Annotated in this window: 22 protein-coding genes; 5 read left to right on the top strand and 17 right to left on the bottom strand. The window is 74.6% G+C overall.

Features of this window, described 5'->3' with window-relative positions:
- Window positions 1–6 precede the first annotated feature (6 nt).
- The 6 genes from EDD32_RS03935 to EDD32_RS03910 all read right to left on the bottom strand — a co-directional run bounded on the left by EDD32_RS03935 (window position 7) and on the right by EDD32_RS03910 (window position 8907).
- A complete protein-coding gene (locus tag EDD32_RS03935) occupies window positions 7–924 on the bottom strand; it encodes a hypothetical protein (protein ID WP_123914795.1) in 918 nt (305 codons plus the stop codon).
- Window positions 925–999: 75 nt separating this feature from the next.
- Entirely contained in the window at window positions 1000–1962 is a 963-nt protein-coding gene (locus tag EDD32_RS03930) for an ABC transporter ATP-binding protein (protein WP_123914793.1), read from the bottom strand.
- Entirely contained in the window at window positions 1955–2842 is an 888-nt protein-coding gene (locus EDD32_RS03925; protein WP_123920148.1) for an ABC transporter permease, read from the bottom strand. Before EDD32_RS03925 ends, EDD32_RS03930 begins: the two co-directional genes overlap by 8 nt.
- Window positions 2843–2865: 23 nt before the next feature.
- A complete protein-coding gene (locus EDD32_RS19380) occupies window positions 2866–5895 on the bottom strand; it encodes a glycosyltransferase family 4 protein (RefSeq protein ID WP_246005965.1) in 3030 nt (1009 codons plus the stop codon).
- The gene (locus EDD32_RS03915) at window positions 5892–6989 is read right to left on the bottom strand and encodes an MraY family glycosyltransferase (protein WP_170175197.1); all 1098 of its coding nucleotides are present in this window, start codon (window positions 6987–6989) and stop codon (window positions 5892–5894) included. Before EDD32_RS03915 ends, EDD32_RS19380 begins: the two co-directional genes overlap by 4 nt.
- Before the next feature lie 28 nt (window positions 6990–7017).
- Window positions 7018–8907 carry a polysaccharide biosynthesis protein gene (locus tag EDD32_RS03910; RefSeq protein ID WP_211338715.1) on the bottom strand — a complete coding sequence of 630 codons (1890 nt, stop codon included), beginning with the start codon at window positions 8905–8907 and terminating at the stop codon, window positions 7018–7020.
- A gap of 168 nt (window positions 8908–9075) precedes the next feature.
- Here EDD32_RS03910 and wecB point away from each other — a divergent pair, with 168 nt between their 5' ends.
- Entirely contained in the window at window positions 9076–10221 is a 1146-nt protein-coding gene (wecB, locus tag EDD32_RS03905) for a non-hydrolyzing UDP-N-acetylglucosamine 2-epimerase (RefSeq protein WP_123920144.1), read from the top strand.
- 210 nt (window positions 10222–10431) lie between these two features.
- A complete protein-coding gene (locus EDD32_RS03900; RefSeq protein ID WP_123914787.1) occupies window positions 10432–10650 on the top strand; it encodes a hypothetical protein in 219 nt (72 codons plus the stop codon).
- A gap of 6 nt (window positions 10651–10656) precedes the next feature.
- Here EDD32_RS03900 and EDD32_RS03895 read toward each other — a convergent pair whose 3' ends face one another.
- The 9 genes from EDD32_RS03895 to EDD32_RS03860 all read right to left on the bottom strand — a co-directional run bounded on the left by EDD32_RS03895 (window position 10657) and on the right by EDD32_RS03860 (window position 16731).
- A complete protein-coding gene (locus tag EDD32_RS03895) occupies window positions 10657–10920 on the bottom strand; it encodes a ferredoxin (RefSeq protein ID WP_123914785.1) in 264 nt (87 codons plus the stop codon).
- The gene (locus tag EDD32_RS03890) at window positions 10917–12200 is read right to left on the bottom strand and encodes an NADH-ubiquinone oxidoreductase-F iron-sulfur binding region domain-containing protein (RefSeq protein WP_170175196.1); all 1284 of its coding nucleotides are present in this window, start codon (window positions 12198–12200) and stop codon (window positions 10917–10919) included. The genes EDD32_RS03895 and EDD32_RS03890 overlap by 4 nt, the downstream gene beginning before the upstream one ends.
- The gene (locus EDD32_RS18725; protein ID WP_170175195.1) at window positions 12197–12922 is read right to left on the bottom strand and encodes a hypothetical protein; all 726 of its coding nucleotides are present in this window, start codon (window positions 12920–12922) and stop codon (window positions 12197–12199) included. The genes EDD32_RS03890 and EDD32_RS18725 overlap by 4 nt, the downstream gene beginning before the upstream one ends.
- A complete protein-coding gene (locus EDD32_RS03885; protein ID WP_123914781.1) occupies window positions 12915–13658 on the bottom strand; it encodes an FAD:protein FMN transferase in 744 nt (247 codons plus the stop codon). Before EDD32_RS03885 ends, EDD32_RS18725 begins: the two co-directional genes overlap by 8 nt.
- Before the next feature lie 18 nt (window positions 13659–13676).
- Window positions 13677–13883, bottom strand: a complete 207-nt coding sequence (locus EDD32_RS03880) for a hypothetical protein (protein WP_123914779.1) — start codon at window positions 13881–13883, stop codon at window positions 13677–13679.
- Window positions 13880–14236 carry a hypothetical protein gene (locus EDD32_RS03875; protein ID WP_123914777.1) on the bottom strand — a complete coding sequence of 119 codons (357 nt, stop codon included), beginning with the start codon at window positions 14234–14236 and terminating at the stop codon, window positions 13880–13882. Before EDD32_RS03875 ends, EDD32_RS03880 begins: the two co-directional genes overlap by 4 nt.
- Window positions 14236–14688 carry a hypothetical protein gene (locus EDD32_RS18720; protein WP_170175194.1) on the bottom strand — a complete coding sequence of 151 codons (453 nt, stop codon included), beginning with the start codon at window positions 14686–14688 and terminating at the stop codon, window positions 14236–14238. The genes EDD32_RS03875 and EDD32_RS18720 overlap by 1 nt, the downstream gene beginning before the upstream one ends.
- A gap of 79 nt (window positions 14689–14767) precedes the next feature.
- Window positions 14768–16054, bottom strand: coding sequence for a sensor histidine kinase (locus EDD32_RS03865; RefSeq protein ID WP_123914775.1), 1287 nt, complete (start codon window positions 16052–16054; stop codon window positions 14768–14770).
- Window positions 16051–16731, bottom strand: coding sequence for a response regulator transcription factor (locus EDD32_RS03860; RefSeq protein ID WP_123914773.1), 681 nt, complete (start codon window positions 16729–16731; stop codon window positions 16051–16053). Before EDD32_RS03860 ends, EDD32_RS03865 begins: the two co-directional genes overlap by 4 nt.
- A 124-nt stretch (window positions 16732–16855) precedes the next feature.
- On the opposite strand from EDD32_RS03860, the gene EDD32_RS03855 reads away from it, so the two are divergent.
- Complete coding sequence (locus EDD32_RS03855; RefSeq protein ID WP_123914771.1) at window positions 16856–17404, top strand: hypothetical protein; 549 nt, start codon at window positions 16856–16858, stop codon at window positions 17402–17404.
- 105 nt (window positions 17405–17509) lie between these two features.
- Here EDD32_RS03855 and EDD32_RS03850 read toward each other — a convergent pair whose 3' ends face one another.
- Window positions 17510–18670: a MalY/PatB family protein gene (locus tag EDD32_RS03850; protein ID WP_123914769.1), complete on the bottom strand. Its 1161-nt coding sequence runs from the start codon at window positions 18668–18670 to the stop codon at window positions 17510–17512.
- A gap of 163 nt (window positions 18671–18833) precedes the next feature.
- On the opposite strand from EDD32_RS03850, the gene EDD32_RS03845 reads away from it, so the two are divergent.
- Entirely contained in the window at window positions 18834–20180 is a 1347-nt protein-coding gene (locus EDD32_RS03845) for a Gfo/Idh/MocA family protein (RefSeq protein ID WP_123914767.1), read from the top strand.
- A gap of 444 nt (window positions 20181–20624) precedes the next feature.
- Here EDD32_RS03845 and EDD32_RS03840 read toward each other — a convergent pair whose 3' ends face one another.
- Entirely contained in the window at window positions 20625–22688 is a 2064-nt protein-coding gene (locus tag EDD32_RS03840) for a DUF6807 family protein (RefSeq protein ID WP_123914765.1), read from the bottom strand.
- A gap of 456 nt (window positions 22689–23144) precedes the next feature.
- On the opposite strand from EDD32_RS03840, the gene EDD32_RS03835 reads away from it, so the two are divergent.
- Entirely contained in the window at window positions 23145–24083 is a 939-nt protein-coding gene (locus EDD32_RS03835; RefSeq protein WP_123914763.1) for a carbohydrate ABC transporter permease, read from the top strand.
- Window positions 24084–24093 lie beyond the last annotated feature (10 nt).

Here is a 24093-nt window from a genome sequence, read left to right as displayed (position 1 = left end):
ACGGCCTCACGAGGCGCCGACGTCACCGATTCCGCGAACCCATTCGATGCCGTTGCCAAGCACGGAAGTGAAGACCTCGGGCGTTGGCGGAGTGTGGCCTGCAGGCCCGTCGTACTCGTGGACCCGCAGATTCTGCACGTTCCTTCCGCGGGCCGCTGCCTCCGCTAGCGGAAGGAAGTGGTCACGGTGGTGAAAATCGTTCGGGTTGGTCGCATAGAGCACGTAATTCATCTGCTTGCGAGCGTATCGCTGGACGGCGGAGAGGCGTTCGCCGAGAGGGGAAGCCCAGTCGAGGTTCGGTTCAAGCCGATCGAATCCGTCAGGTGCGAGTTCCGGCATGACGACGGTGACGTACTTTCGCTGAGGGCCTCGCATGAAGCCGTTCGCAAAATAGGCGGAGATGGCGGTCTGCGGGTTGAATGGAATAGCCAAGCTGTGGGGAATCAGGCTGCTTACCTGCAGGGCGGCGAAGCCGCCTCCCGATGACCCTGTGAGAATGATCCGGCTCGCGTCGACGGCGCGTGCGGCGGTCAGGACCCACTGGGCGAGAATCGGTGTGAGATCGACGCTGTGCCATCCGGTGAACCAAGCGAGCTCCAGCGTTGGATCCAAATGGAGCGCAGGATCGGCGAAGTAGAGGCTGCTGACCTCCTGGTCCTTGAGGGAGTTGAGTCGCTCGAAGCGCGGCAACGTAAAGCGTCGCCGGTCGAGTGCGCCATGGAATGAGACAACGAGAATATCTGAGGCATTGTTCACGAGCAGCGCGTCGAGTGTGCAGTCACGCCCGAGGGAATGGCTGTACCGAGACGCGCCCATGGTGGTAGCGGGTGAGAAATCGTCTAGTCGATCTACTTTCCGGACGGGCGCGTTGAGACCGCCCTCCGCCAGATCGGCGAGGGTGATGCTGTGGCTTCCCGTCGTCACATTCGTCTCCTTCCCGGTTGTTGTCTTGCTCTGTTGCTGTCGGTTTGGGGCTGACGCAACACGCGTAGAGCGAGGTCATGGCGTCCTTCGGGCATGACGGGGCACGGTCCCCGGAGGGTCTGGTTCGGTTAGTTCTACGACCGTCTCCTTCCGTTGGGCGAGGGCAGACTGAAGAAGGCCTTCGGCCTTGTCGGTCTCGCCCTTGGCGACGTTCCAGGACCACCAGCGGTACTGCTGGGCGGTCTCGTACGCCGGTCCGTCGAGGATCACGCGGCCCTTGTCGAGCCAGATGGCTCGGGTGCACATCTCCTCGACCGTCTGGGCGGCGTGCGAGACGAGGAACACGGTGCCGGCCCGAGCCCTGAGCTCGGCCATCTTCAGCTCGCTGCGCTCCTTGAAGGCGGCGTCGCCGGTGGCCAGCGCCTCGTCGATGAGGAGGATGTTCGGCTCGGCCGCGGCAGCGATCGCGAAGCGCAGTCGTGACGCCATTCCTGAGGAGTAGGTGCGCATCGGAAGGTAGATGGCGCGTCCGATCCCTGCGAGTTCCACGATCTCCGGAGTGAGCTGCTCGGCCTCCGCAGGCGTTTTTCCCATGGCCAGGAGGCCAAGGACGACGTTCCGTTCACCCGAGAGGTGGGGTAGGAGCGCCGCATTGACGCCAAGGAGGACCGGGGTGGACTCGGCCAGGACCGAGCCTCGGGCGGGCGTCTCGAGTCCGGCGATGACGCGCAGGAGCGTGCTCTTCCCGGAGCCGTTGCGACCGATGATGCCGATCGACTCGCCGGCCCGCGCGACGAAGGAGATGCCGCTCAGGGCGCGGACGAGCACGTGCGGTGACCGGCCGAGAGCCCGGTTGGCGGCGCGCAGCAGCGGCGAACCGGCGGCCGCTGCGGCACGTTCTGTCGAAGGCGTCCGGTAACGCACGTGGACATCGGCCACGGCGACGGTCGCGGCGCCGGTGGGAACCTCGATGCCCGTCTTGGGCTCATCACTGGGGGTCATCTCTCGCACCGCGGCGGCTGTGGAGTGCTCAGTCATGGCCGTACCGGTCCTCGGCCCGCCAGAAGAAGACGAGTCCCACGACGAAGGTGGCCAGGGCCCAGGCGCTCAGGGTGAGCCACGACCTCGCCGCTGGGTCCGCGCCGTAGAGAAGGAGGTCCCGGCTGATGTCCAGGACGAGGAACGCCGGGTTGAGCTCGAGCGCGGTGAGCAGGCGCTCATCGGTGACGAAGCGGTCGAAGGAGAACATCACGGCCGAGCCGTACAACCACAGCCGGGTGACGAAGCTCAGGACGTTGCGCAGGTCGGGGACATGGACGGTCAGGCGGGCGGCGATGAGCGCCAACCCCGTGTTGAAGACGGTCTGGAGGGCGAACACCGCGGGGAAGAGTGCCCACCGCCAGGTCACCTCCGCATGCGGGGGGATGAGCAGGATCAGCGCCACCATCGTCGTCACGACCGGCACCATGCCCACGGCCTCACGGATCACGACCGATATCGGCAGGGTCGCGCGCGGGAAGCTGAACCCACGGATCATGTTCCTGCCGTTGACCAGCGCCGACGCGCCACCGGTGAGGGACCGCGAGGTGTAGCTGAAGAGGAAGACCCCCACGAGCAGGTACCCGACGTAGTTGTCGATGCCACGTGACACCTGGAGCAGCAGGCCGAAGATGAGGTAGTAGGTCAGCCCGTCGAGCAGTGGCTTCACGACGAGCCAGGCATTCCCCAGCAGCGTGCCCGACTCGCCCGAGAACGCGCGAGCACGTGCGTCCGCCCAGACGAAGTGCCGACGGCGGTGCAGCTCACGGACGTAGTCGTTGAGGGATGGTCGACCGCCCACCGGGCGGAGCGCCCAGGCGCCCACCACCTCGTGGTGCTCGTCGCCGTGGATCTGCTCCACGAACCGTGCGTTCGCCATCGCGGTCTGCGTGTCCTCCGTGCTCACGACCCGGCCCCCAGACTCCGGTAGATCCGCCGGTACAGCTCCCCGTTGCCACGCCAGGTGCGTGTGGCGGCGAACCGGCGGCCCGCCTCACCGTACTTGCCCCGAGCCTCGGGGTCCCCGGCGAGGCTGGCCAGCGCGGCGGCGAGCGCGTCGACGTTGCCGGCGGGCACCGCCACGCCGGTCCCGGGCTCGGTGACGATCTCCGTCAGGGCCGGCAGGTCGCTGACCACGACCGGCCGGCCGGCCGCCATGGCCTCCACCGGCTTCAGCGGTGTGACCGCCCGGCAGACCGGGACGTCACGCCGCGGCACCACGAAGACGTCGAGGGCGCGGTGCCACAGTGCGGCCTCGTCCCGGTCCACCCGACCGGGGAACGTCACCGCGCCCGGCATGCCGAGCGTCTCGGCCCGGGCGATCAGGCCCGGCCGGGAGACGCCGTCGCCGACGATCGCGCCGCGCGCGTCGAGCCCCTGCCGCCGCAGGCGTGCGACGGCGTCGAGCAGGGTGTCCAGCCCCTCGTAGTCCACCAACGAGCTGACGGTGCCCACCCAGAAGCCGGCCGTGGGTATCCCAAGCCGTTCACGCGCCTCGGCGGGCGAGAGCCGTAGGTCGAGGAGGCTCTCGTCCACCCCGTTGGGGACGACGGTGATCCGGCCCGCGTCGACGCCACGCTCGACGAGGTCCGCCCGCAGGGTGGTGCTGAGCGTGACGACGTGGTCGGCGGCCAGGGCCATCTCCGTCTCCTTCGCGTGCAGCAGGGCGTAGCGCTCGCTCGCCGCCGCGGCATCGCGCTCAGCCGCCGGCCGGGAGGCCAGCCACGTCTTCTCGAGCTGCCCGCGCACCTCGTACACCCAGGGCAGGCCCACCGCCCGCGCGACCGCCTCGGTGACCAGGGCGTTGGTGTAGTTCGTCGTCGTGTGCAGGACGGTCGGGCCGAGCTCCCGCGCCAGCCGCTCGACGTGGACAGCCATCTGCTCCAGCCGCCGGTCCGGGGTGCGCGCGAGCGCGGTGGGCAGCACCCGGCGGTAGCGCACGCCGTCGACGTCGTCGAGCGGGCGCGCCCACGGCAGCCCCACGGTGACCGGGTAGCCGATCCGGGTGACCGCCTCGACGTCGATGCCCGCCTGCTGCTGCGCACGCAGGACGGCGTGGGAGCGCAGGGAGTAGCCGCTCGCCGTCCACGGCAGGGAGTTGGTGAGGACGTGCAGGGCTCGCGGGGAGCGGTCGACGGACCGGCCGACGACGGCGGCGGGCGGCGTGGGCGTGCCGAGGCGGAACCCCGGCTCCATGGTCCGCCGCTCGGCCAGCAGCCGGCGCCGGTAGGCGTCGGCGGCCCGCGAGCCCCTGGCCAGCCCGACGGCCGCCGCGATGTCCCCGCGCTGCCACGCGGCGCGCGCTGCGGTCGTGGCGCGGCCCGGGCCGTCGGAACCCACGGTGCCACCCACCCCGAGGTGCACGGCGAGCTCGGCGGCGAGCGCCCCGCGAGGACGTTCGGCCCGCAGGATCGTGGCGGCGTCGTCGGGCCGATCCGCGACGAAGGCCGCCAGCGCGGCCCGGGTCCCGCGGCCGCGCGTGCCGGCCCGGACCAGCCGGGCCAGCGGCTCGCGGGTGCGGGCCGGCAGTCGACGGGCGACCTGGACGGCGAGGAGGAGCGGGTCGTCCGCGGCGTGGTGCGCGGCGGTACGGGCGAGGAGGGCGACGTTGCGCGCGAGCTCCGCTGCGCGGCGCGGGGCACGGTCGCGGGTCACCTCCGTCAGGAGGGTGAGGTAGTCAGTGGCGAGCCGGTCGGGGTCGGCGTGCCGGCGCACCCACTCCTGGCCGGCGGTCCCGACGTCGAGGAGGGAGCGGTCGGCGTGCAGCCGCAGCCACAGCGCCGCGAGACCGGCGGCATCACCCGGTTCGACGACGTGCCCTGCTCCCGCGGCCGAGACGATCCCGGCTGCCTCGCCGGCCAGCACCCCGCTCACGTGCCGGCCGGTGGCGAGCGCCTCGTACAGCTTCGACGGGACGGTCCAGTGCAGCGGTCGCCACGCCCGCAGGCTCACCAGGACGGTGTCGGCCCAGGCGTAGTGCTCCCCGACGGCGTGCCGCGGCACCGGTGGCAGGACGTCCACCCGGGCGCCGGCGCGGGAGGCCCCGGCGGCGTGCGCCCGCAGCGCGGGCACCTCGGCGCCGTCGCCGACGATGCGCAGGTGCACGTCCGCGCCCGCACGGGCGGCGGTCACGACGGCGTCGACGGCGGTCCCGAGCCCCTGGGAGCGCCCGACGGTGCCGAGGTAGAGCACGCACAGCTCGCGGCCGGAGCGATCGTGCGACAGCTGGCCCGGCCCGTCCGGCTGGCCCGGCCCGCCCGGCTGGCCCGGCCCGCCCGAATGCGCCAGGTCCGGGACCGGGGCGCCGTTGCGCACCACGCGCACCCGGCGCAGACCGCGGCCGCGCAGGACCTCGGCGAACCCCGCCGTCGTCGTCACGACCGCGTCCGCGCGACGCTGCGCCGCGGTGACGGCGCCGGGCAGCACGGCGGCGGCCAGACGGGAGAGGGGCCCCTTCGGCTGCGTGTCCCACTCCGGGTGGGAGCCGAGCAGGTCCGGCCAGGCGTCGCGCATCTCCAGGACGAGCGGGCGGCGCAGGGCCCGGGCCAGGACCAGACCGGCCGGGATCGACGGCAGACCCGGCGCCGTCGCGACGACGACGTCGGGCCGGCGGGCCCCGGCGAACCGGGTCACGCCCACCCGCACCGCGTCCGCCGCCGTGACGAGCTGGTCCCGCGCCCGGGAGGTCACGCCCGTGCCGTACTCGCCGAACCTCAGCCGGTGCACCGTCTCGCCGTGCCGACCCTGGGCGATCGCGCCGGGCCGCTCGGAGGCGGCGAGCGCACCGGCCCGGCCGGAGGGGTAGTGGGGCGACGGCGCCAGCACGGCCACCTCGTGGCCCGCCGCGACGAACCGGGCCACGAGCGCGTCCCACCGGTGCTGCGGCGCGCCCACCTCGGGGGCGTAGTAGTGCGTGACGAGCAGGATCCTCATCGCGGACCGCCTCGCCAGGGCGCCGGCGCGCCCACCCACACCGGCAGCCGCAGGTAGGCCACGCACAGCGTGCCCATGGCCGCCACGGCGAGGAGCCGCGCGCCGGCCGGCGCGCCGGCTGCCGCCGGCACGGCCAGCAGGGCGCACAGCGCCGCGACGCCGGCCACCAGGCCGGCGGCCCGCAGGTGCGGCCACCCGGCGGTGACGAGGCGCTGGTACACGTGCAGCTTGTGCGGCTCGTACCAGCGGTGCCCGGCGCGCAGGCGCAGCTGGAGGGTGTAGGCGGTGTCGGCGAGGAAGACCAGCAGCGGGGCGGCCACCGCCTCCACGGGCCGGCCGCCGAGCAGGAGCCAGACCCCCAGCAGGGCCCAGGCCGCGCCGAGGAGGTAGGAGCCGACGTCGCCGAGGAAGGCCCGTGCCCGAGGTGCGTTGAACGGCAGGAACCCGGCGGCCGCGCCGGCCAGGCCCGCGGCGACGACCGCCGCCCCGATGAGCGGCCCGCCGTCGCCGACGACGGCGAGCACCGCGTACCAGCCGCCCGTCACGAGCCCGTGCAGGCCGAGGAGGCCGTTCGCGCCGTCCATGAAGTTCGTGACGTTGACGACGACGAGGACCACCAGCCCCACGAGCGGAACCCACGCCGCGCTGCGCCCGCTCACCGCCACGGCGGCGACGCCCAGCGCGAGACCGACGCCGAGCTGCAGCGCGAGCCGGGCCGCGACGCTGATCCCGTAGAGGTCGTCCAGCAGGCCCACGGTCGCCAGGGCGAGCGTGCCCGCGACGACGGCCAGGACGCCCAGCGTCGCGTCGAGCACGCCGGCGCCGGTCGCCGGGAGCAGCAGCCCGGCGGCGGTCGCGGCGAGGAGGCCGGGCACGAGGGCCAGCCCCGCGCCCCGCGCGACGGGACCGTCGTGGAGTGACCGGCCCACGGGCACGTCGACGACGCCCGCTCGGCGCAGCAGCGGCAGCAGGGCGGCCAGCGCGAGTGCGGTGACGACCGCGGCGGTCAGTCCCGCCGCAACGAGCCCGCCCGTCACCGCGGGCGCCCCGCCGTCGTCACGGAGCCCGGCCCGGCCGTCACGAGGCCCGGCCACGCCGGCAGGGGGCCCGGCCACGCCGTCGTCACGACGTCCGCCTACGGCCGGCCGCCCCGGCGAGGGCCGGGGCGAGGGCGACGCGGCGCAGCCACGCCGCGACGGAGCCGTCGGGCCGGGCCAGGACATCGCTGCGCAGCTCGGCGATGGCAGGCAGGAGGTCCGGGTCGAGCAGGGGGGCGCGGACGTGGCTGATGAGCGGGTGCACCGGCCGGTGGTCCTGCTCGGCCTCGCCCAGACGGGCCTCGACGAGCTTCTCCCCGGACCGGACCCGGGTGTAGACGACCTCGGGGGCGGGGTAGCCGTGGAGCGCGGCGAAGCGGCGGGCGAGGTCCTCGACGTTGTGCGGCTCGCCCATGTCCAGGACGAGGACCTCCCCGGAGCGGCCGATGGCCCCGGCCTGCAGGACGAGCTGGCACGCCTCGTGCGCGGACATGAAGTACCGCGTCATCGCCGGATCGGTGATGGTCAGCGGGAGCCCGGCCTCGAGCTGGGCGGCGAAGGTGGTCAGGGCGGACCCGCGCGAGCCGAGCACGTTGCCGAACCGCACGGAGATGTACCGGCTCGTTCCGGGAAGACCGGCGGCCACGGTGGCCGTGACCCGCTCGGAGAGCCGCTTGGTGAAGCCCAGGACGCTCGCGGGGTCGGCCGCCTTGTCGGTGGAGATGTGCACGAACCGCTCGACGTCCGCCGCGGCGCAGGCCTGGAGCAGCGTCGCCGTCGCCGCGACGTTGGTGAGGAAGGCCTCCTCGGGGAACCGCTCGGTGAGGGTGAGGTGCTTGAGGGCCGCGGCGTGGAAGACGATGTCCGGGCGGTGGCGGGCGACGAGGCGGTCGACGAACCCCGGTGTGCGCAGGTCGCCGAGGACCAGGTCCTCGGAGTCGAGCATCGCCTGGCCGTCGACGGAGAGCTGGACGGCGTGCAGCGCGGACTCGTCACGGTCGGTCATGACCAGGCGCGCCGGGGAGAAGCGGGCGATCTCCCGGCACAGCTGGGAGCCGATGGACCCGCCCGCGCCGGTGACCAGCACCGTCCGGCCGTCGAGGTAGCCGGCGATGGAGTCGACGTCGGTGTCGACCGGCCGGCGGCCCAGGAGGTCCTCCAGCGACAGGGCGCGCAGGGCCGACACGTGCGGGGCGTGCCCGCCGGGGGCGCGGCGGGACGCGAGGATCTCCGCCGCGGGCGGCAGGACCTTGAGGGTCACGCCCGCCTCGGCGGCGAGGTCGGCGGCGCGGGCCACCTGCTCCGACGTCGCGGAGGGGATCGCGAGCACGGCCACCTGCGCACGGGTCGCGGCGGCCACCTCGGGCAGGTCCGCGATCGTGCCCAGCACCCGCAGCCCGGACATGCGCAGGTGCCGGCGGCGGGGGTCGTCGTCGAGGAGACCCACCGGCCGCAGCGTCGAGGCGACGTCGCCGAGCATCATGGCGATGGCCTGCGCGCCGCCCGCGCCCGCGCCGAGGACGAGGGTGCGCCGCACGTCCGGCGGCGGCCGCCGCGCCCACCGCCGGCCGCGGAGGTAGAGCCAGCGCAGGGTGAGCATCGCCAGGAGGGCCGACGCCGGGGCGGCCAGCGCCACCGACAGCGGCAGCACCCGTGGCTCCGTGAGCGCCGAGGCCAGGACGAGGGCGGCGGCGACCGCGCCGGTGAGCACCGACAGGGCCACCACCTCGTCGGTGGAGGCGTAGCGGTACCGGCGTCGCAGAACGAGCGAGCCGCCCACGTGGGCGAGAAGCACGAGACCGACGGCGAGGGCGAGGCCCGGACGGTTGACCCGGGCGAAGGAGAGGTCGTACCGGGCGACCGTGAGGACCGTGAGGGTGACCACCCAGGCCAGCGCGTCCCCGGCGAGGTAGAGCCACCGGGGCCAGGCGCGGGTGAGCAGGTGGCCCGGTCGGGCGGGCACGGGCTGGCTCACGCGCGTCCCCTTCCGTGCTCCGTCGACGTCGGCGATGTTCCTGGTCCTGGACGAGGTGTCCCCCCGCCGGGGGGTACCCCAGCTAGGGTAGTGGGTATCGCCCGGCAACCGTCCTGAACTGCGGGTGAGATCTCGACGGTGAGGAGGGCAGCGGTGCGACCGCGGATCATGACCGTGTACGGCACGCGTCCGGAGGCGGTCAAGGTCGCGCCGGTGGTGCGGGCGGTCGCGGCGTCGTCGACCCTCACCTCGCTCACGGTGGTGACGGGGCAGCACCGGGAGATGCTCGACCAGGTCAACGACGTCTTCGGGATCGTGCCGGACCACGACCTCGACGTCTTCGCCGCCGGGCAGAGCCTCAGCGTCCTCATGGCCAAGGTGCTCGCTCGCCTGGACCCGCTCCTCGAGGCCGTCCGGCCCGACGCGGTGCTCGTCCAGGGCGACACCACCACGGTGGCCGCGGCCGCCGGGGCGGCGTTCCACCGGCGCGTGCCCGTGTTCCACCTCGAGGCCGGTCTGCGCAGCGGCGACCTCTCCTCGCCGTTCCCGGAGGAGGCGAACCGGCGGGTCACCTCCCAGGTGACGGCGCTGCACCTGGCGCCGACGGCGGGCGCGCGGGCGAACCTGCTGCGCGAGCACGTGGACCCGGGTGACGTCGTCGTCACGGGCAACACGGTCATCGACGCCCTCCTGCACGCGGTGGGACGTCCGGCCACGGTCGGCGACCCCCGGCTGCGCGCGACGATGGCTGCGGGGCGGCCGCTGGTGCTCGTCACCGTCCACCGGCGGGAGAGCTGGGGCGCCCCGGTGGCGGGGATCGGCCGGGCGGTCGCGCGCCTGGCGGCGATGCTGCCCGGGCACACCTTCGTCCTGCCCCTGCACCGCAACCCCACCGTGCGCGAGACGTTGCAGCCGGCCGTGGCCGGCCTGGGCAACGTGGTGGTCACCGAGCCGCTGCCGTACGGGGAGTTCACCGCGGTCATGGCGGCGTCGTCGATCGTCCTCACCGACTCCGGTGGCGTGCAGGAGGAGGCCCCGGCGCTCGGCAAGCCGGTGCTCGTGCTGCGGGAGAACACCGAGCGGCCCGAGGCGGTCGATGCGGGGACGGTCCGCCTCGTCGGGACGGACGAGGAGGCGGTGGTCGCCGCCGTGGCCGAGCTGGCCACGGACCCGCACGCGTACGCGGCGATGTCCCGGGCGGTGAACCCCTACGGGGACGGTAGGGCGGGGGAGCGGGTCGTCGCCGCGATCGAGGCGTTCTTCGGGCTCGGGGAGCGGATGCCCGACTTCGCGCCGGAGCTGGCGCGGGTGTGACGGCCGTCGGCGGCGCCGGGGTGTGGGGTGTCGGGGTGGGTCGGGCGGCGCCGGGGTGTGGGTGTCGGGGTGTGTCGGGCGGCGCCGGGGTGTGGGTGTCGGGGTGGGTTGCGCCGCGCCGAGTTGTGGGTTCGTGCGCTGTAGGAGACGTTCGGGGGAGCAACAACTCACAACTCGACGAAGGGGCGGCGTGACGACGGGCACGGAGCGATGAGCGCGAGGCACGGCGGCGCTGTGCGCACCGTCGCCGGCGGGGTGCTGATCGTGGCGGCGCTGGTCTTCGTCGCTGTCGGCCTCGCTGCGGCGTTCGGCGTCTACGGCGAGCAGTCGCCCGGCCGGTGGTACCTCACCGCCAGGCTGCTCGCGGGCGGTGCTGTCTTCGGCTACCTGGGGGCCAGGCTGACCGGTCTCGTGCGGCGCTCCCACTGACGATGGCTACCGGCTCTGGAACCACAGGGCCTGGCGCGGGCACGCTCGCGCCGCCGCGTGGGCCGCGGCCAGCTCCGCGGGGGCCAGGCCCCGGCGGGGGATGAGCGGGAAGCCCCACGGGTCGAGGTCGACGAGGTCGGGGGCGGCGAGCGCGCACGCCCCGATGCCGTCGCACGTGACCGGGTCGACGCGGAGCCGTGGCGCGGCAGCGCCGGCCCCGGCGGTTCGTGCGGCAGCACTGGCTGCGGCGGCTTGCGGGGCACCGGTCATGGCTGCACCGCCGGGACGGGGATGAAGGTGTCAACCCGGCAGGCACGGCCGCGGGAGTGGGCGTGGGCGTCGTCGGCGAAGGTGGACAGCGCCGAGCGGATCAGACCGACGGCGCCGTCCGGGTGGTGGCAGCCCCCGCGGCCGGCGACGAGGTCGAGGTCCTCGGTGAGCCGGTCGGGCCGTCCCGGACGAGCGGTACGCCGGGTGGTCCCGGCGGCGAGGCGGCGCACGTCGTCGGCCAGGGCCGGCAGCCCGAAGACGCACGGCCCGCACTGGCCCGCGCTCATCGCCGCGAGGTAGCCGGCGATCGCCGCGGTCTCGGCGAGCCCGCAGGCGCCGTGGGGGATCGGGCCGACGATCCCGGGCCCCGCGCTCAGCCCGGCCGCGCGCAGGGCCGCCTCGTCGAACGTGGCGACGGCGTGCCACGGCGCCCAGGCTCCGCCGAACCCGCCGAGCAGCACCGCCTGCGGGGCCTCGTGCCACCCCGCACCGGCGAGGACGACGTCGGCCGGAGTGCCGGCCGGGACCTCGAGGACCTCCCGGCCGGACGGTGTCAGCACGGTGAGCAGCCGGGCCGTCAGCGGCGGGAACCCACGGGCGAGGAGCGCGGCCCGCGCCAGGGTCTCGGCGTTGCCGACGACCGTGCGCGGCCGGCGTGCACGCACCTCGGGCGCGGGCCGGCCCCACGGCAGGACCGGTCCGCCGGCGAGGGCGCGGGCGATCGCCGACCGCTCGCCGGAGAGGTAGTGGGTCGGGGCGGCGGCGACCTCGACCGGCACCCGGCCGGCCGGGCGCTCGCGCAGGGCGACCTCGACGGCGGCGCGGGTGGGGCGGTCGTCGTCGTGCAGCCACAGGACGGCGCGGTCGGCACCGAGGGTCTCGGCCATGAGGTCGAGCCCGTCGAGGACGAGGTGCGGACGCTGCCGCAGGAGGGTGGCGTCCTTGGCGCCGAGCGGCTCCGACTCCGCGGCGTTCGCGACGGCGGTGAGCGGACGGCGCGGTGCGGCGCCCGCGGCGGGCCTGCGGACGGCGGGCGCGCCGTCGTCCATGGCCGCGCGCCACCGGCTCGCCGTGGGGGCGTGCGCGCCACCGTGCCCGGTGAGGCCGGCGGCGTCGATGGTCGCGAGGAGCCACGCCCCGCCCGCCGGGCGGGGACCGAGGCGACGGACGTGCGCGGCGATGCCCTCCGGTGGGCCGGCCCACGCCCCGGCGGAGGCGCGGGGCAGGCGCACCGGACCCAGCAGGAGGCCGGTGGTGGTCGGCGCCGTGGTCGTGGTCACCGCCGGGCTCCGCTGCGGCGAACCGTCGGCAGCTGCCGGCCGAGGTCGCGGACCCGGTCGGCGGGGGTCCGGGCGGCGTACCTCGTGAGCGCGAGCCCCACCACGAGCGCACCGGTGGCGAGGTAGAACCCGCGCAGCGCGGCGGCGTCGGTCCCCGCGAGGACCGAGTGCGCCCACACGAGCACCAGCGCCCCCGCCGCGACCTTGTGCACCGGCCACCACACCCGCGCGGCGGCGCGCCCGGCGAGCCGGGCGGTCAGCCCGGTGACCAGCCCCGACCACAGCGCGAGGACCCCCAGGGTGACGGCGACCGGGCGGTACTGCGAGGCCATCGGCAGCAGCGCGCCCCGCCAGCCGACCTGCGCCCACGGGTCGGTGGCGAGGACGGCCACGTGCAGCCCGGTGAAGGTGAGCGTGAACGTCGCTAGGGAGACGTGCAGGGCCTGGACCGTCGCCGGGCGGGGACGGCGCAGCCGCCGGGCCCACGGGTGGGCGAGGAGGAGGCCGGTGCTCACCAGCGCCACGAGCAGCACGTAGGACGTCACCCCGCTGGCCCGGCCCAGGACCCACAGGGCCGTCTCGCCCTGCACGACGTCGAGGACCAGGACCGTGGCGAGGGCGACCGACACCGCCCCGGCGACGACGACGAGGACGAGGCCCACCGCCTCGGCGGACGTCTGCGCAACCGGGGTGCGGTCCCGCGGCTCCTGGCCCTCAGCCATCGGTCCGCCGCCAGATGAGGTGGTCGTCCAGGGCCGCGGTGGTGCCGACGCCGCCGTCCTCGCGCACCCACGCGGCGGCCAGCCCGAGCTCTGCCGCCCGCTCGCGTACGCCGTCGGCACCCGCGAGGAAGAGGGTCTTGCTCCACACCTCGGCCCAGGCGGTGTCGGCGGCGACGACCGTCACGGCGGCCAGACCCGTGCCGCCGGGCTGTCGGGTGCGCGGGTCGACGAGGTGGTGGACGGCCTGCCCGCCGCAGACCCAGCGGCGACGCCGGGTCGACGACGTCGCACACCCGCCGCCGTCGAGGGCGAGGACGAGAAGCGGGCCGCCGCCGGCCGGGTCCTCCACCGCGACGCGCCAGGGCCCGCCGTGCGGGGCGGGGCCACGCACGGCGAGGTCGCCCCCGGCGTCGAGGAGGAAGCCCTGGCCGGCGCGGGCGAGGGCGGCCGCCGCCCAGCGGACCGCGAGTCCCTTGCCGATGCCACCGAGGTCGACGGGGGCGCCGCCGAGGTGGATGCGCCAACCGTGCGTGCGACGCTCGACGCGCGGCTCCCACGGCGTGGTGCCGCCCACCGGGGCGGTGCGCCGCATCTCGACCACCGGTCCCGGTCCGTCGTCGGTGAACGGCAGGGTGTGGTCGTAGCCCCAGGCAGTGAGGACGTCGAGGACGCGGGGGTCGAACAGGCCGTCGGTGTCCCGGTGCGCGCGCTGGGCCTGGACCAGCGCGTGCGCCAGCGCGGGCGGGGCGTCGTGCTAGGCACCGGGGTCGGCGTTGGCCGCCACGAGCGGGCCGACCGGGCCGAACCGCGTGCAGTCCCGCGCGACCTCGGCGAAGACGGCCTCGACGCCGTCGAACAGCTCCTGGGCCGTCGGGCCCGGGTCGGTGAGCGTCACCCGCACCGGACTGGTCATCGAGCGGAACTCGCGCACGACGGGCGCGGTGGTGGCGACGGCGCTCATGACGCCCCCGTGGTGGCGTCGACCGGCGGGGCCGTGTCGGCGCCGGCCGCCGGGGTGGTGCCGGTCCCTGTCCGGCCGGCGGGGAGCGCCGGGGTGACCGACCGGTCCTCGAGCGTCGCGCGGAGCGTCTCGATGCGCTCGCGGGCCTCGGAGATCCGTCCGGCCAGCTCGGCGAGGTCCTCGTCCGCCGTGCCGGACTCCCCGCCCGGGAGTGAGCCGGCCGGGGAGATCGTCGTCGGGAGCGGTGCGGCTCCCGGGTCGTGGGCGCCCGCCCAGGCCAGCGTCCCGCCGAAGAGCCCGACGGTGGCTGGTAGGAGCACGAGTGCCGCCCACGACCGCTGCGGTGTCGACATCAGTCGTCGTCCCGGTCGTCATCGTCGTCGTGACCGTCCCGGTCGTCATCGTCGTCGTGACCGTCCCGGTCGTCATCGTCGTGGTCGTCCCGGTCGCCGCCGTTGTCGTCGTAGCCGGTGTCGTCGGAGACGCCGTCCGGCCGTTCACCGCCCTTGTCGTCGAACGCGTCGTCGCCGCTGTCGTCGGAGATCCCGTCGGGGCGGTCGCCGCCCTTGTCGTCGAACGCGTCGTCGCCGCTGTCGTCCGGGGCGGCCGACTCCATGGCGTCGACCTGGGCCATGAGGGCGTCGAGCTCCTGCTCGAGCGCTGACCTCGTGGACGCGTCGTGGGTGACGGACGCCGTGCCCTTCTCGGCCGGGGCCGGGCCCACGGCGTTGGCGACGGCGAAGCCGCCGGTGGCCAGCAGGGCGGCCGAGGCCGTCGCGACGGCGGTGCGCTTCTTCCAGCTCATGATCGTTCCTCTCGGGGGTCTGTTCGTCCTGACAACCCCACGCTCTCGCCGGCGAGGTGAGCGCCGCGGCAAGGAACGGTTAAGGCTCCCTCAAGGTCGGCAGCTCGAGGACGATCCGTGCTCCGCCGGCTGCTCCGTTGCCGAGCACCAGGCGCCCGCCGGCCCGCTCGGCCGTCCGCCTGGCGACGTCGAGCCCGAGGCCGGTCGACCCCGCGCCGGAGCGACCGCGCTCGGCCAGCCGGAGGTCGACGAACCCCGGCCCCTCGTCCTCGACCACGACCCTCGCCGCGCCGCTCGCACCGGCGTCGCGCTCCACGGCCAGGCGGAACGCGGTGCCGTCGGGCGTGTGGCTGAAGACGTTGTCGATGAGGACGTCCAGGGCCGCGCCGAGCTCGTCCGCGTTTACGGCCACCTCGGCGGGACCGGCCGTCTCGACGGTGAGCGCGCGACCCTGCTCGGACGCCAGCACCTCCCAGAACGTTCCGCGCTCGCGGACGACCCCGGCGGCGTCGCAGCGGCCGGTGGCCCCCTCGTGGGCGGGGTGGCGCGCGGCCCACAGGACGGCGTCCAGCCCGGCGACGAGCTGGTCGACGTGGCCGGTCACCTGCTCGCGCTCGGCGGGGTCGGTGAGGAGCTCGGTGTCCAGGCGTAGCGCCGTGATCGGGGTGCGCAGCCGGTGCGAGAGGTCCGCGACGAGCTCGCGCTCGTCCGCCAGCAGCGCCGACACCCGTGCGCCGAGGCCGTTGAGCACGTGCCCGACGGCGACCACCTCCCGCGGCCCCGAGGGCTCCACCCGCGCGGTGAGGTCCCCGGCGCCCAGCCGGCCGGCGACCGTCGCGAGGTCGAGCACGGAGCGGGAGAGCCGCGCGGCGATCCGGTCCGCGGCGATCGCCGTCGCCGCCAGGACCACGGCGCCGACCCCGGTCAGGACCAGCCAGGCCTGCGCCACCCCGGCGGTGAGCTCGCCGTCGGGGACGAACGTGCGGACCACGCTCACACCGTCGGCGCCGCCCACCGGCAGGAGCACCTCCACGCCCCCGTCGGTCCGGGCGGTCAGGGCGCGGCCACCGGCGGCCACCTCCACCGCCGTCGTCACCGCAGCGGCCGGCCCGACGAGCGAGCCGTCGGGGCGGAAGACCGTGGTCGTGCGCGGACCGGTGTTGACGTCGAGGACGGCCGCCTCGAGCCGGGCGGCATCGGCGGCGACGCCGCCCGCGAAGACGGCCACGCCCTGCGCGTCCTCCCTCCCGGCGTCGAGCGCGCGCTCCTGCGCCAACGAGCGGGCAAGCAGGCCGAGCGGGACGAGGAACGCGACGAGCACCGCCGTCGTCATCGCCAGGCCGTACAGCAGGAGCAGACGCCTCATGGCGGCGGGGCCAGCTTCACCCCGACGCCGCGCACGCTGTGCAGGTAGCGCGGGGCGTCGCCGGTCTCGCCGAGCTTGCGCCGCAGCCAGTGGAGGTGGACGTCGACCGTCTTGTCCGCCCCGCCGTAGGGCTGGTTCCACACCTCGGCGAGCAGCTCGCGCTTCTTGACCACCTCGCCGGGCCGCTCGGCGAGGTAGTGCAGGAGGTCGAACTCCTTGGGGCTGAGCTCGATGTCGGCGCCGTCGAGCCGGACGGTGCGGGCGCGCGGGTCCACGACCAGGCCGCCGACGGTCAGGGGCCCGGCCGGTCCCGGGGCACCGGCGCGGCGCAGCACCGCCCGGATGCGGGCCTCGAGCTGGTCCGCGGCGAACGGCTTGACGAGGTAGTCGTCCGCCCCGGCGTCGAGGAGCTCGACGATCCCCGCCCCCTCGTCCCGGGCGCTGACGACGATGACCGGCACGTCGCTCACGGCCCGGATCATCGCCAGGAGGGCGGCGCCGTCGAGGTCGGGCAGGCCCAGGTCGAGCAGGACGACGTCGGGACGGTGCTCGACGAGGGACTGCAGCCCGCTCATCGCGTCGGGCGCCGTCATGGTGGAGTGGTGGCGCGCGCCGAGGGCCCGCACCAGGGCGGTGCGGATCGTCGCATCGTCCTCGACGATGAGCACGTCGGCCACGGTCCCGACGGTAGGGCATGACCGCGGGCCGTCGCGGGCGTTGTGGACGGCCGGGCGGCGTCCCACGACAGGTTTGTGACCGCCTTAGCCACGCGTTAACCCTCCGGCGCGCCACCATGGGGGCATGGACGGGACGGGCGGCGCAGGGCGCCGGGGCGGGAACGCCGGCGGCACGGGCCGCGTCGGCGGCGCGGTCATGGTCCTCGCCTGGGTGCTCGCCGTCGCGCTCGTCGGGCTCGTCGCGTGGTGGGCCGTGGCCGCCGTGGTCGACCCGGGGGAGGGCCGCGCGAGCGTCCTCAGCCCCGTCGAGGTCGAGTCGGCCCGCGCGGCCCAGGAGGCTGCCGCGCCCGACCCCACCGTCGGCCCGACGCCCAGCCCGACGTCGGAGCCCACCGCGGATCCCACCATTGAGCCCACCGAGCCACCCACCACCACCGGCGAGGTGGCGCGCACCTGGGACGTCACGGGCGGGCAGGTGGGCGTGGTGTGCCGCGGGGCGGCGCTCGAGCTCCTCTACGCCACACCGGTGGAGGGGTGGACCGTGGAGCTCGGCGACGACGATGACGACCTCGAGGTGGAGTTCAGGACCGGGGGGTCCGAGACCAAGCTGCAGGCGGTGTGCGTCGACGGCGTCCCGACCGCCTCGGTGGAGGACGACACCGACGAGGACTGAGACCACGGCAGGGCCGACGCCGGGACCGGATGCGCAGGGGGCGCCGGCCCGGCGTCGGTGGCGCCGCGCCGGTGCCCCCGGCGTCGGCAGCGCTCAGGGCCGGCCTCAGCGCCGCGCCAGCGCCTGGGCCATCTGGTCGACCGCCTGCTCGAGCACCGGGCGCGGCATGGCGAAGTTGAACCGGGCGAAGCCCGCGCCGGCCCCGCCGCAGAGCACCCCGTCGGTCATGGTCACCTTCGCCTCGGCGCGGAAGAACTCCGACGGCCGGTCGCCCAGCTCGAGGGCGCGGCAGTCGAGCCACGCGAGGTACGTGCCCTCCGGCTCGGTGCAGCGGATCTCCGGGATGCGCTCGGCCAGGAGCTCTCCGAGGCGGCGCCGGTTGCCGTCGAGGTAGTCCAGCACCCGCGCGAGCCACGGCCCGCCCTCGGTGTAGGCGGCCGTGTTGGCGATGACGCCGAGGTTGGCGGCGCCGTGCTCGGCCCAGGTCGCCACCTCCGCCCACCGCCGCCGGTCCGCGTCGTTGGACAGCACGGCCTGCGCCGCCTTGAGCCCGGGCAGGTTCCAGGCCTTCGACGCCGACGTCGCGGTGATGGTGTGGGCCGCCGTCGTCGCGGAGATCGAGGCGTACGGGACGTGGGTGCGCCCGGGGTAGACGAGCGGGGCGTGGATCTCGTCGGAGAAGACCCGGCCGCAGTGGGCGTCGACGACGCCGGCGATCGCCTCCATCTCCGAGCGCTCCAGGACCCGGCCGACGGGGTTGTGCGGGTTGCACAGGATGAGCAGGCCGGCGCCGGCGGTGAACGCGGCGTCGACGCCGTCGAGGTCGTAGACGTAGCGACCGTCCTCGAGGAGGAGCGGCACCTGGATGACCTCCCGGCCCAGCGCGGGCGGGAGGGTGAGGAAGGGCATGTACGCCGGTGTGGGCAGGATGACCGGCGAGCCGGGCGCGGTGAAGTGGGTGATGGTCATCTCGAGGGTGGCCAGGACGTCGGCCATCGCCCGGACGTTGCGGGTCGGCAGGTCCCACCCGTAGCGCTGGCGGGCCCACCCGGCGTACGCGGCGGACATGTCCTTGGCGACGGCGGTGGGCAGGTAGCCGAAGAGCCCCCGGTCGACGGCGGCGTGCAGGGCGGCGGTGACCGGCTCGGCGGCGCCGAAGTCCATCTCGGCGACCCAGGCCCCGATCGTGCCGGGGAAGGCCGCCCACTTCAGCCCGCCGACGGCGCGCAGGTCCTCGACGGTGATGGCGTCGAAGTCGGTGCTCATGGGACCTCCCGGGAAGGCGGCGGCGCACCGCCGTCCGTAAATGTCGTTGCGACCCTACGGCGGTCGGTCGGCCGGGGAAAGGGGACCGGTCGCCGACCCCACGCGGTCGGCCGTGACGTGGCAGACTGTAGGTAAGCGCTTTCACAACTCGAGGAGCACGCCAATGACGTCCGAGCCCACCACCCGCCGTTACGCCGTGGCGGGGACCGGTCACCGCGCCCAGATGTACATCGACGCCATGGTCGGCGACCACGCCGAGGTCGCCGAGCTCGTGGCCTGGTGCGAGCCGAACCCCGGCCGCGCCGCCTACTACGACGAGCTGATCGGCGCGGCCGGCAGGAAGCCGCTGCCCCGCTACGAGCCGAGCCAGCTCGAGGAGATGGTCCACGAGCACCAGATCGAGACGGTCGTCATCACCGCGCCGGACCACACCCACGCCGACCTCGTCACCCGCGCCATGGACGCCGGGGCCGACGTCGTCGTCGAGAAGCCGCTGACCATCGACGCCGAGGGCTGCAAGAAGATCACCGCCGGTGCCGAGCGGACCGGCCGCAACGTCGTCATGACGTTCAACTACCGCTACTCGCCGCGCAACTCCGCGCTCAAGGAGGTCATCGCGTCCGGCCGGATCGGCGAGGTGACGTCGGTGCACTTCGAGTGGGCGCTCGACACGGTCCACGGCGCGGACTACTTCCGCCGCTGGCACCGGGAGAAGGCCCTCTCCGGCGGCCTGCTCGTGCACAAGTCCTCCCACCACTTCGACCTGGTCAACTGGTGGCTCGACGACGCACCCGAGCGCGTCTACGCCCGCGGACGCCTGGCGTTCTACGGCGACCAGGGCGCCGGCGCCGCGCAGGCCGGGCCGCGTCCGGCTCGCGGCGTCGACGCCGAGCCGGGCGACCGCTGGTCGCTGGACATGCGCCAGGACGAGCGGCTGCGGCGGCTCTACCTCGACGCCGAGGGCTACGACGGCTACCACCGCGACCAGGACGTCTTCGCCCCGGGCATCACCATCGAGGACAACATGGCCGTCATCGTCGACTACCGCGGCGGCGCCCTCCTCACCTACTCCCTCAACGCCCACGCGCCGTGGGAGGGGTACAAGGTCACGGTCAACGGCACCAAGGGCCGGGCCGAGCTCGAGGTGGTCGAGCGCGGGTCGGTCGAGTTCGACGCGTCCGGCCGGGCGGTCCTCGACCCCAGCGCCCGCGAGGCCGAGAGCGCCGACGTGCTGCGCCCCAAGGGTGAGCGCCTCATCGTCCAGAACCACTGGGAGCGCGCGCAGGAGGTCGAGATCCCCATGGGGGAGGGCTCGCACGGCGGCGGCGACAAGATCCTGCTCTCCGACGTCTTCCGTGGCCCGGGCGAGGACGCGCTCGGCCGGCCCGCCGGCTACGTCGACGGCGTGCGCGCGGTGGCTGTGGGCATCGCGGCGAACGAGTCGATCCGCACCGGGCTGCCGGTGGTCGTCGACGACCTCGAGCTCGGGGTGGAGCTCGCCAAGCGCTGATCGGGCGCGCGTGGCGCGGTGATCGGGCGCGCGTGGTGCGGTGCTCGGGCTGGAGTTCGCCAAGCGCTGATCGGGCGCGCGTGGCGCGGTGCTCGGGCTGAAGCTCGCCAAGCGCTGATCGGGCGCGCGTGGCGCGGTGATCGGTGTGGGGCGCTGGGCCGCCGCTCCGCGGCGTCCTCGAGTTGGGGGTTGTTGCTGCCCGGTCGGACTCCGAGACCGCAACAACCCCCAACTCGATGCGCGAGGTGCGAGCCGGGTACCGCCGCCGCCGGTCGAGCGGCGTACTTGGAAGGCGCGGCGCCGGATCCCGCCAGTCGGTGTTGCGTTGTTGCGGGTTTCCGCACTGGGGGACGACGATTTCGTGACATCGCGCTCGTGCGACGACAACGCCGTCACATCGCGCTCGGGCAGGCCCGTCAGACGGCGCCCCGGGGCCGAGCGGCCTCAGGCCGGCGCCGATGCCCCCGTCGCCAGGCGCGCACCGGCGGACGCCACCGCCTCGCGGGACAGCCGTCCGTCCGCGACGAGCACCCGGAACGCGCGGGTGAGCGGCGTGCCCGGCGTCACGACCACCGGCTCCTCCCACGCCAGCGCCGAGCCGATCCCGGGGTAGCCCGAGACCCGGACGAACCACGGGTCGGCGGCGGTCTCCGGCGTCGCGCCGGCGAGCACCAGGGTGACGTCGCCGGCCTCGGTGGTCGCCGACCAACCGAGCCACGGGGCGACCGTGCCGTGGACGGCCTCCTCGCCGGCATCGCCGGCGGTCCGCACGTCCACATCCCTGCACGCCGGCAGCCGCCAGAAGAACCCGCCGTAGCCGCCGCCCTCGCGACCGTTCGTGCCCGGTGAGCCGAGGGTGACCGGGGCGCCGTCCGCGGTGAGCACCGACTCCAGGCCGAGCTCCCAGCCCTCCGGCGCCGCGGCCCACGTCAGGGTGCGGGTCTCGGTGAGCAGCACGGCGCCGTCGGGAGCGCGCCAGGCGAGGCGCTCGACGGCGCGGGCACCGGTGGCCGGGTCGGCGGCCCCGCCGGCGGGCGGCGCGGCGCCCGAGGGCTCCTCCACCCACCCCTCATGGGTGATCCGGCCGTGGTCGGGCCGCCAGGTGTACCCGCGTCCGGGCAGGTACGTGCGCCCGCCCCACAGGTTGTTGCCGTCCACGTCCTGCACCGCCAGCCCGACCCCGGCGTGCCAGGTGTGGTCCGACGGTGCGACGTCGGTGACGCACACCCCGGCGAGGGTGCGAACCGGGTGCAGGTGGGGCCGGGGGCTGTCCAGCGCCGAGGTTCCGGCGCCGTCGACGTAGGTCGCGACGTCGGTCCCGCCGACGCTCAACCGGGCGATCGCTCCGTGGGCGGGCGCCCACGGCGCACCGAGGGTGGTGAAGGTGCGCAGCTCGTCGGCCACCCGGTCGCACCAGTGCTCGACGTCGCGCACGACGACGTGACGGCCCACCTCATCCTCGCCCCACTCCACCAGCTCGGCGGGGATCGGCGCCGGCTCGTCGGCGGTGCGCACGGCCTCGAGGACCCGCATGAACGCGCCGGTGTCCTCCAGCGAGCTGAGGAGCGGGACGTCGGCGTCGTGGAGGTGGTCGACGAGGTTGGCCAGCAGGGGCGTCGTCGTGCACGCCACGGTGCGCCGGCCCGAGACGCCATCGACGTCGACCTCGTCGGTCTTGTACCGGAAGACCACCCGTCCGTCCGTGCCGTGGACGATGACGCGCGGCTCGGACGCCTCGGCCGCGCACACGGTCAGCCCGAGCGCGATCTTGCGCCCGCCCGTGGTGATGATGCGCACGGAGGAGGTGTCGTCGGCCTCGATGTCGTTGGCGCGGAAGAGCTCGGCCTCGACGACGGCGACGTCCTCCGCACGGGTGGAGCCGTCGATCCGCAACGCCGCGGCGACGGCGTGGGCGAGGGGGTTCGTCACGACCCCGTCGACGACGTCGACCCCGTCCAGGCGGCGCCGGCCCGCCCACGGGGCTCGCTCGAAGTAGGAGGTGGGCCGCACCCACGTGCCGACGACGCCGATGCCGGTGACCTCGCCGATCTCCTCGTCGGCCACGACCTCGTCGATGACGGCGTAGGCGCTGGAGCCGTTGGCCTGGAAACCGACCTGGCAGGCGCGGCGGGTCTCGCGGGCGACGGCGAGCAGCTCCTCGTACGCGGCGAGGGAGGCCGTCGGGGGCTTCTCCAGCAGCACGTGGCAGCCGGCCCGCATGGCCGCGGTGGCGAGCGGGGCGTGGGACGGGATCGGGGTGGCGATGGTGACGACGTCGGGCGGGTCGACGGCCAGGACGTCGGCGAGGTCCTGGTGGTACGCGGCGTCGCCGGCGAGCTCGGCGGCCTCGCCCTCGAGCGGACGACGGTCGACCACCGCCACGAGGACCGCGCGGCCCTCGGCGGCGAGACCGCGCAGGGCGCGCAGGTGGTTGACGCCGTAGCCCATGGCCCCGACGACGGCGACGCGCAGCGGACGGGCGGGCTCGGGGACGGCAGCATCAACCATGGCGAAAGCGTTTACGCCTCAGGGTGGGTTGTCAAGCAGGCCGGGCGGGCCGGGAAGCCACCCGGGTCGGTCGGTCGAGCGGAAAGGCTGCATCGTGCCGAGCGTAGCCCCGGCGACGACACCCGACGCCGTGTGGTGACGCCCGACGCTGCGTGGGTGACGGAAGAACCGGCGGGGCCTTCGTCCCTCGCTACGCCCCACGTTCAGGGGTGAGCGCCCCCAGTTCGCGCCACAAAACTAGGTCACGATCGTGTCTCGCCCTTGATGTGTGCTTGACGCCACACTGCCCTGGGCCGCATAGTGGAAGCGCTTACCTACATCCATCGGCCTGTCTGAAGAGTGCGCGGGCCGCCCCGGGTTCATCAACGACGATCCACCGAGGAGGACGCATGAGCCGCACCCCCACCGCGGGACGCCGGCGCGACGTCGCCCGTCCCGCAGCAGGAGGGCAGGGCCATGTCAGCACTGTCTGAGCTCAGCACCCTGCGCAAGCAGAAGGGTGGGCGGAGCCTCAGCCCCGGCGAGAAGAACGACGGCAAGTACGCCCTGTTCTTCCTCGGTCCGTGGTTCGTGGGCCTCGTGCTCATCGTGGCCGGCCCCCTCATGGCCTCGCTGTACCTGTCCTTCACGGACTACGACCTGCTCTCCGACCCCAGCTTCATCGGGCTGGAGAACTACCAGCGCATGGCCGAGGACCCCCGGCTGCTCGCCTCGCTGAAGGTCACCTTCACGTACGTCTTCGTCTCGGTGCCGCTGCAGCTCGCCGCCGCCCTCGGCCTGGCGCTCCTGCTCGACCGCGGCCTGCGTGGCCTGGCGATCTACCGCTCCGTCTTCTACCTGCCCTCGCTCCTGGGCTCCTCGGTGGCCGTCGCCATCCTGTGGCGCCAGATCTTCGGCAGCAACGGCCTCATCAACCAGGTCCTCGCGCTGGTCGGCGTCGAGGGCAGGTCGTGGATCTCCAACCCCGACACCGCCCTGGGGACGCTGATCATCCTCAACGTCTGGACCTTCGGCTCGCCGATGATCATCTTCCTGGCGGGCCTGCGCCAGATCCCGGAGATGTACTACGAGGCGGCCTCCATCGACGGCGCCTCGAAGGTGCGGCAGTTCATCTCGATCACGATCCCGATGCTCACGCCGATCATCTTCTTCAACCTGGTGCTGCAGGTCATCGGCGCGTTCCAGAGCTTCACGCAGTCCTACATCGTCAGCAACGGGACGGGCGGACCGGTCGACTCGACGCTCTTCTACACCCTCTACCTCTACCAGCGCGGCTTCGCCGCCCTGGACATGGGCTACGCGTCGGCGATGGCGTGGCTCCTGCTGGTCATCATCGCCGGCCTGACGGCCATCAACTTCTACGCCTCCAAGTTCTGGGTCTTCTACAATGACTGACCGCGCATCC

Origin of the sequence: Georgenia muralis (assembly GCF_003814705.1) — a bacterium.
Lineage (GTDB): Bacteria > Actinomycetota > Actinomycetes > Actinomycetales > Actinomycetaceae > Georgenia > Georgenia muralis.
Note: the sequence above shows the minus strand (reverse complement) of the source record. Positions and strands in the feature narration are given on the sequence as shown.

Excerpts from the sequence above, each read along its gene's own strand:
- EDD32_RS03925 (WP_123920148.1), bottom strand. The coding sequence starts at position 2,842 with ATGGCGAACGCACGGTTCGTGGAGCAGATCCACGGCGACGAGCACCAC.
- EDD32_RS03880 (WP_123914779.1), bottom strand. The coding sequence starts at position 13,883 with ATGAGCGCCGTCGCCACCACCGCGCCCGTCGTGCGCGAGTTCCGCTCG.
- EDD32_RS18720 (WP_170175194.1), bottom strand. The coding sequence starts at position 14,688 with ATGAGCTGGAAGAAGCGCACCGCCGTCGCGACGGCCTCGGCCGCCCTG.
- EDD32_RS03930 (WP_123914793.1), bottom strand. The coding sequence starts at position 1,962 with ATGACTGAGCACTCCACAGCCGCCGCGGTGCGAGAGATGACCCCCAGT.
- EDD32_RS03855 (WP_123914771.1), top strand. The coding sequence starts at position 16,856 with ATGGACGGGACGGGCGGCGCAGGGCGCCGGGGCGGGAACGCCGGCGGC.
- EDD32_RS03875 (WP_123914777.1), bottom strand. The coding sequence starts at position 14,236 with ATGTCGACACCGCAGCGGTCGTGGGCGGCACTCGTGCTCCTACCAGCC.
- EDD32_RS03895 (WP_123914785.1), bottom strand. The coding sequence starts at position 10,920 with ATGACCGGTGCCCCGCAAGCCGCCGCAGCCAGTGCTGCCGCACGAACC.
- EDD32_RS03865 (WP_123914775.1), bottom strand. The coding sequence starts at position 16,054 with ATGAGGCGTCTGCTCCTGCTGTACGGCCTGGCGATGACGACGGCGGTG.
- EDD32_RS03850 (WP_123914769.1), bottom strand. The coding sequence starts at position 18,670 with ATGAGCACCGACTTCGACGCCATCACCGTCGAGGACCTGCGCGCCGTC.
- EDD32_RS03845 (WP_123914767.1), top strand. The coding sequence starts at position 18,834 with ATGACGTCCGAGCCCACCACCCGCCGTTACGCCGTGGCGGGGACCGGT.
- EDD32_RS19380 (WP_246005965.1), bottom strand. The coding sequence starts at position 5,895 with ATGAGGATCCTGCTCGTCACGCACTACTACGCCCCCGAGGTGGGCGCG.
- EDD32_RS03840 (WP_123914765.1), bottom strand. The coding sequence starts at position 22,688 with ATGGTTGATGCTGCCGTCCCCGAGCCCGCCCGTCCGCTGCGCGTCGCC.
- EDD32_RS18725 (WP_170175195.1), bottom strand. The coding sequence starts at position 12,922 with ATGGCTGAGGGCCAGGAGCCGCGGGACCGCACCCCGGTTGCGCAGACG.
- wecB (WP_123920144.1), top strand. The coding sequence starts at position 9,076 with ATGACCGTGTACGGCACGCGTCCGGAGGCGGTCAAGGTCGCGCCGGTG.
- EDD32_RS03900 (WP_123914787.1), top strand. The coding sequence starts at position 10,432 with ATGAGCGCGAGGCACGGCGGCGCTGTGCGCACCGTCGCCGGCGGGGTG.
- EDD32_RS03835 (WP_123914763.1), top strand. The coding sequence starts at position 23,145 with ATGTCAGCACTGTCTGAGCTCAGCACCCTGCGCAAGCAGAAGGGTGGG.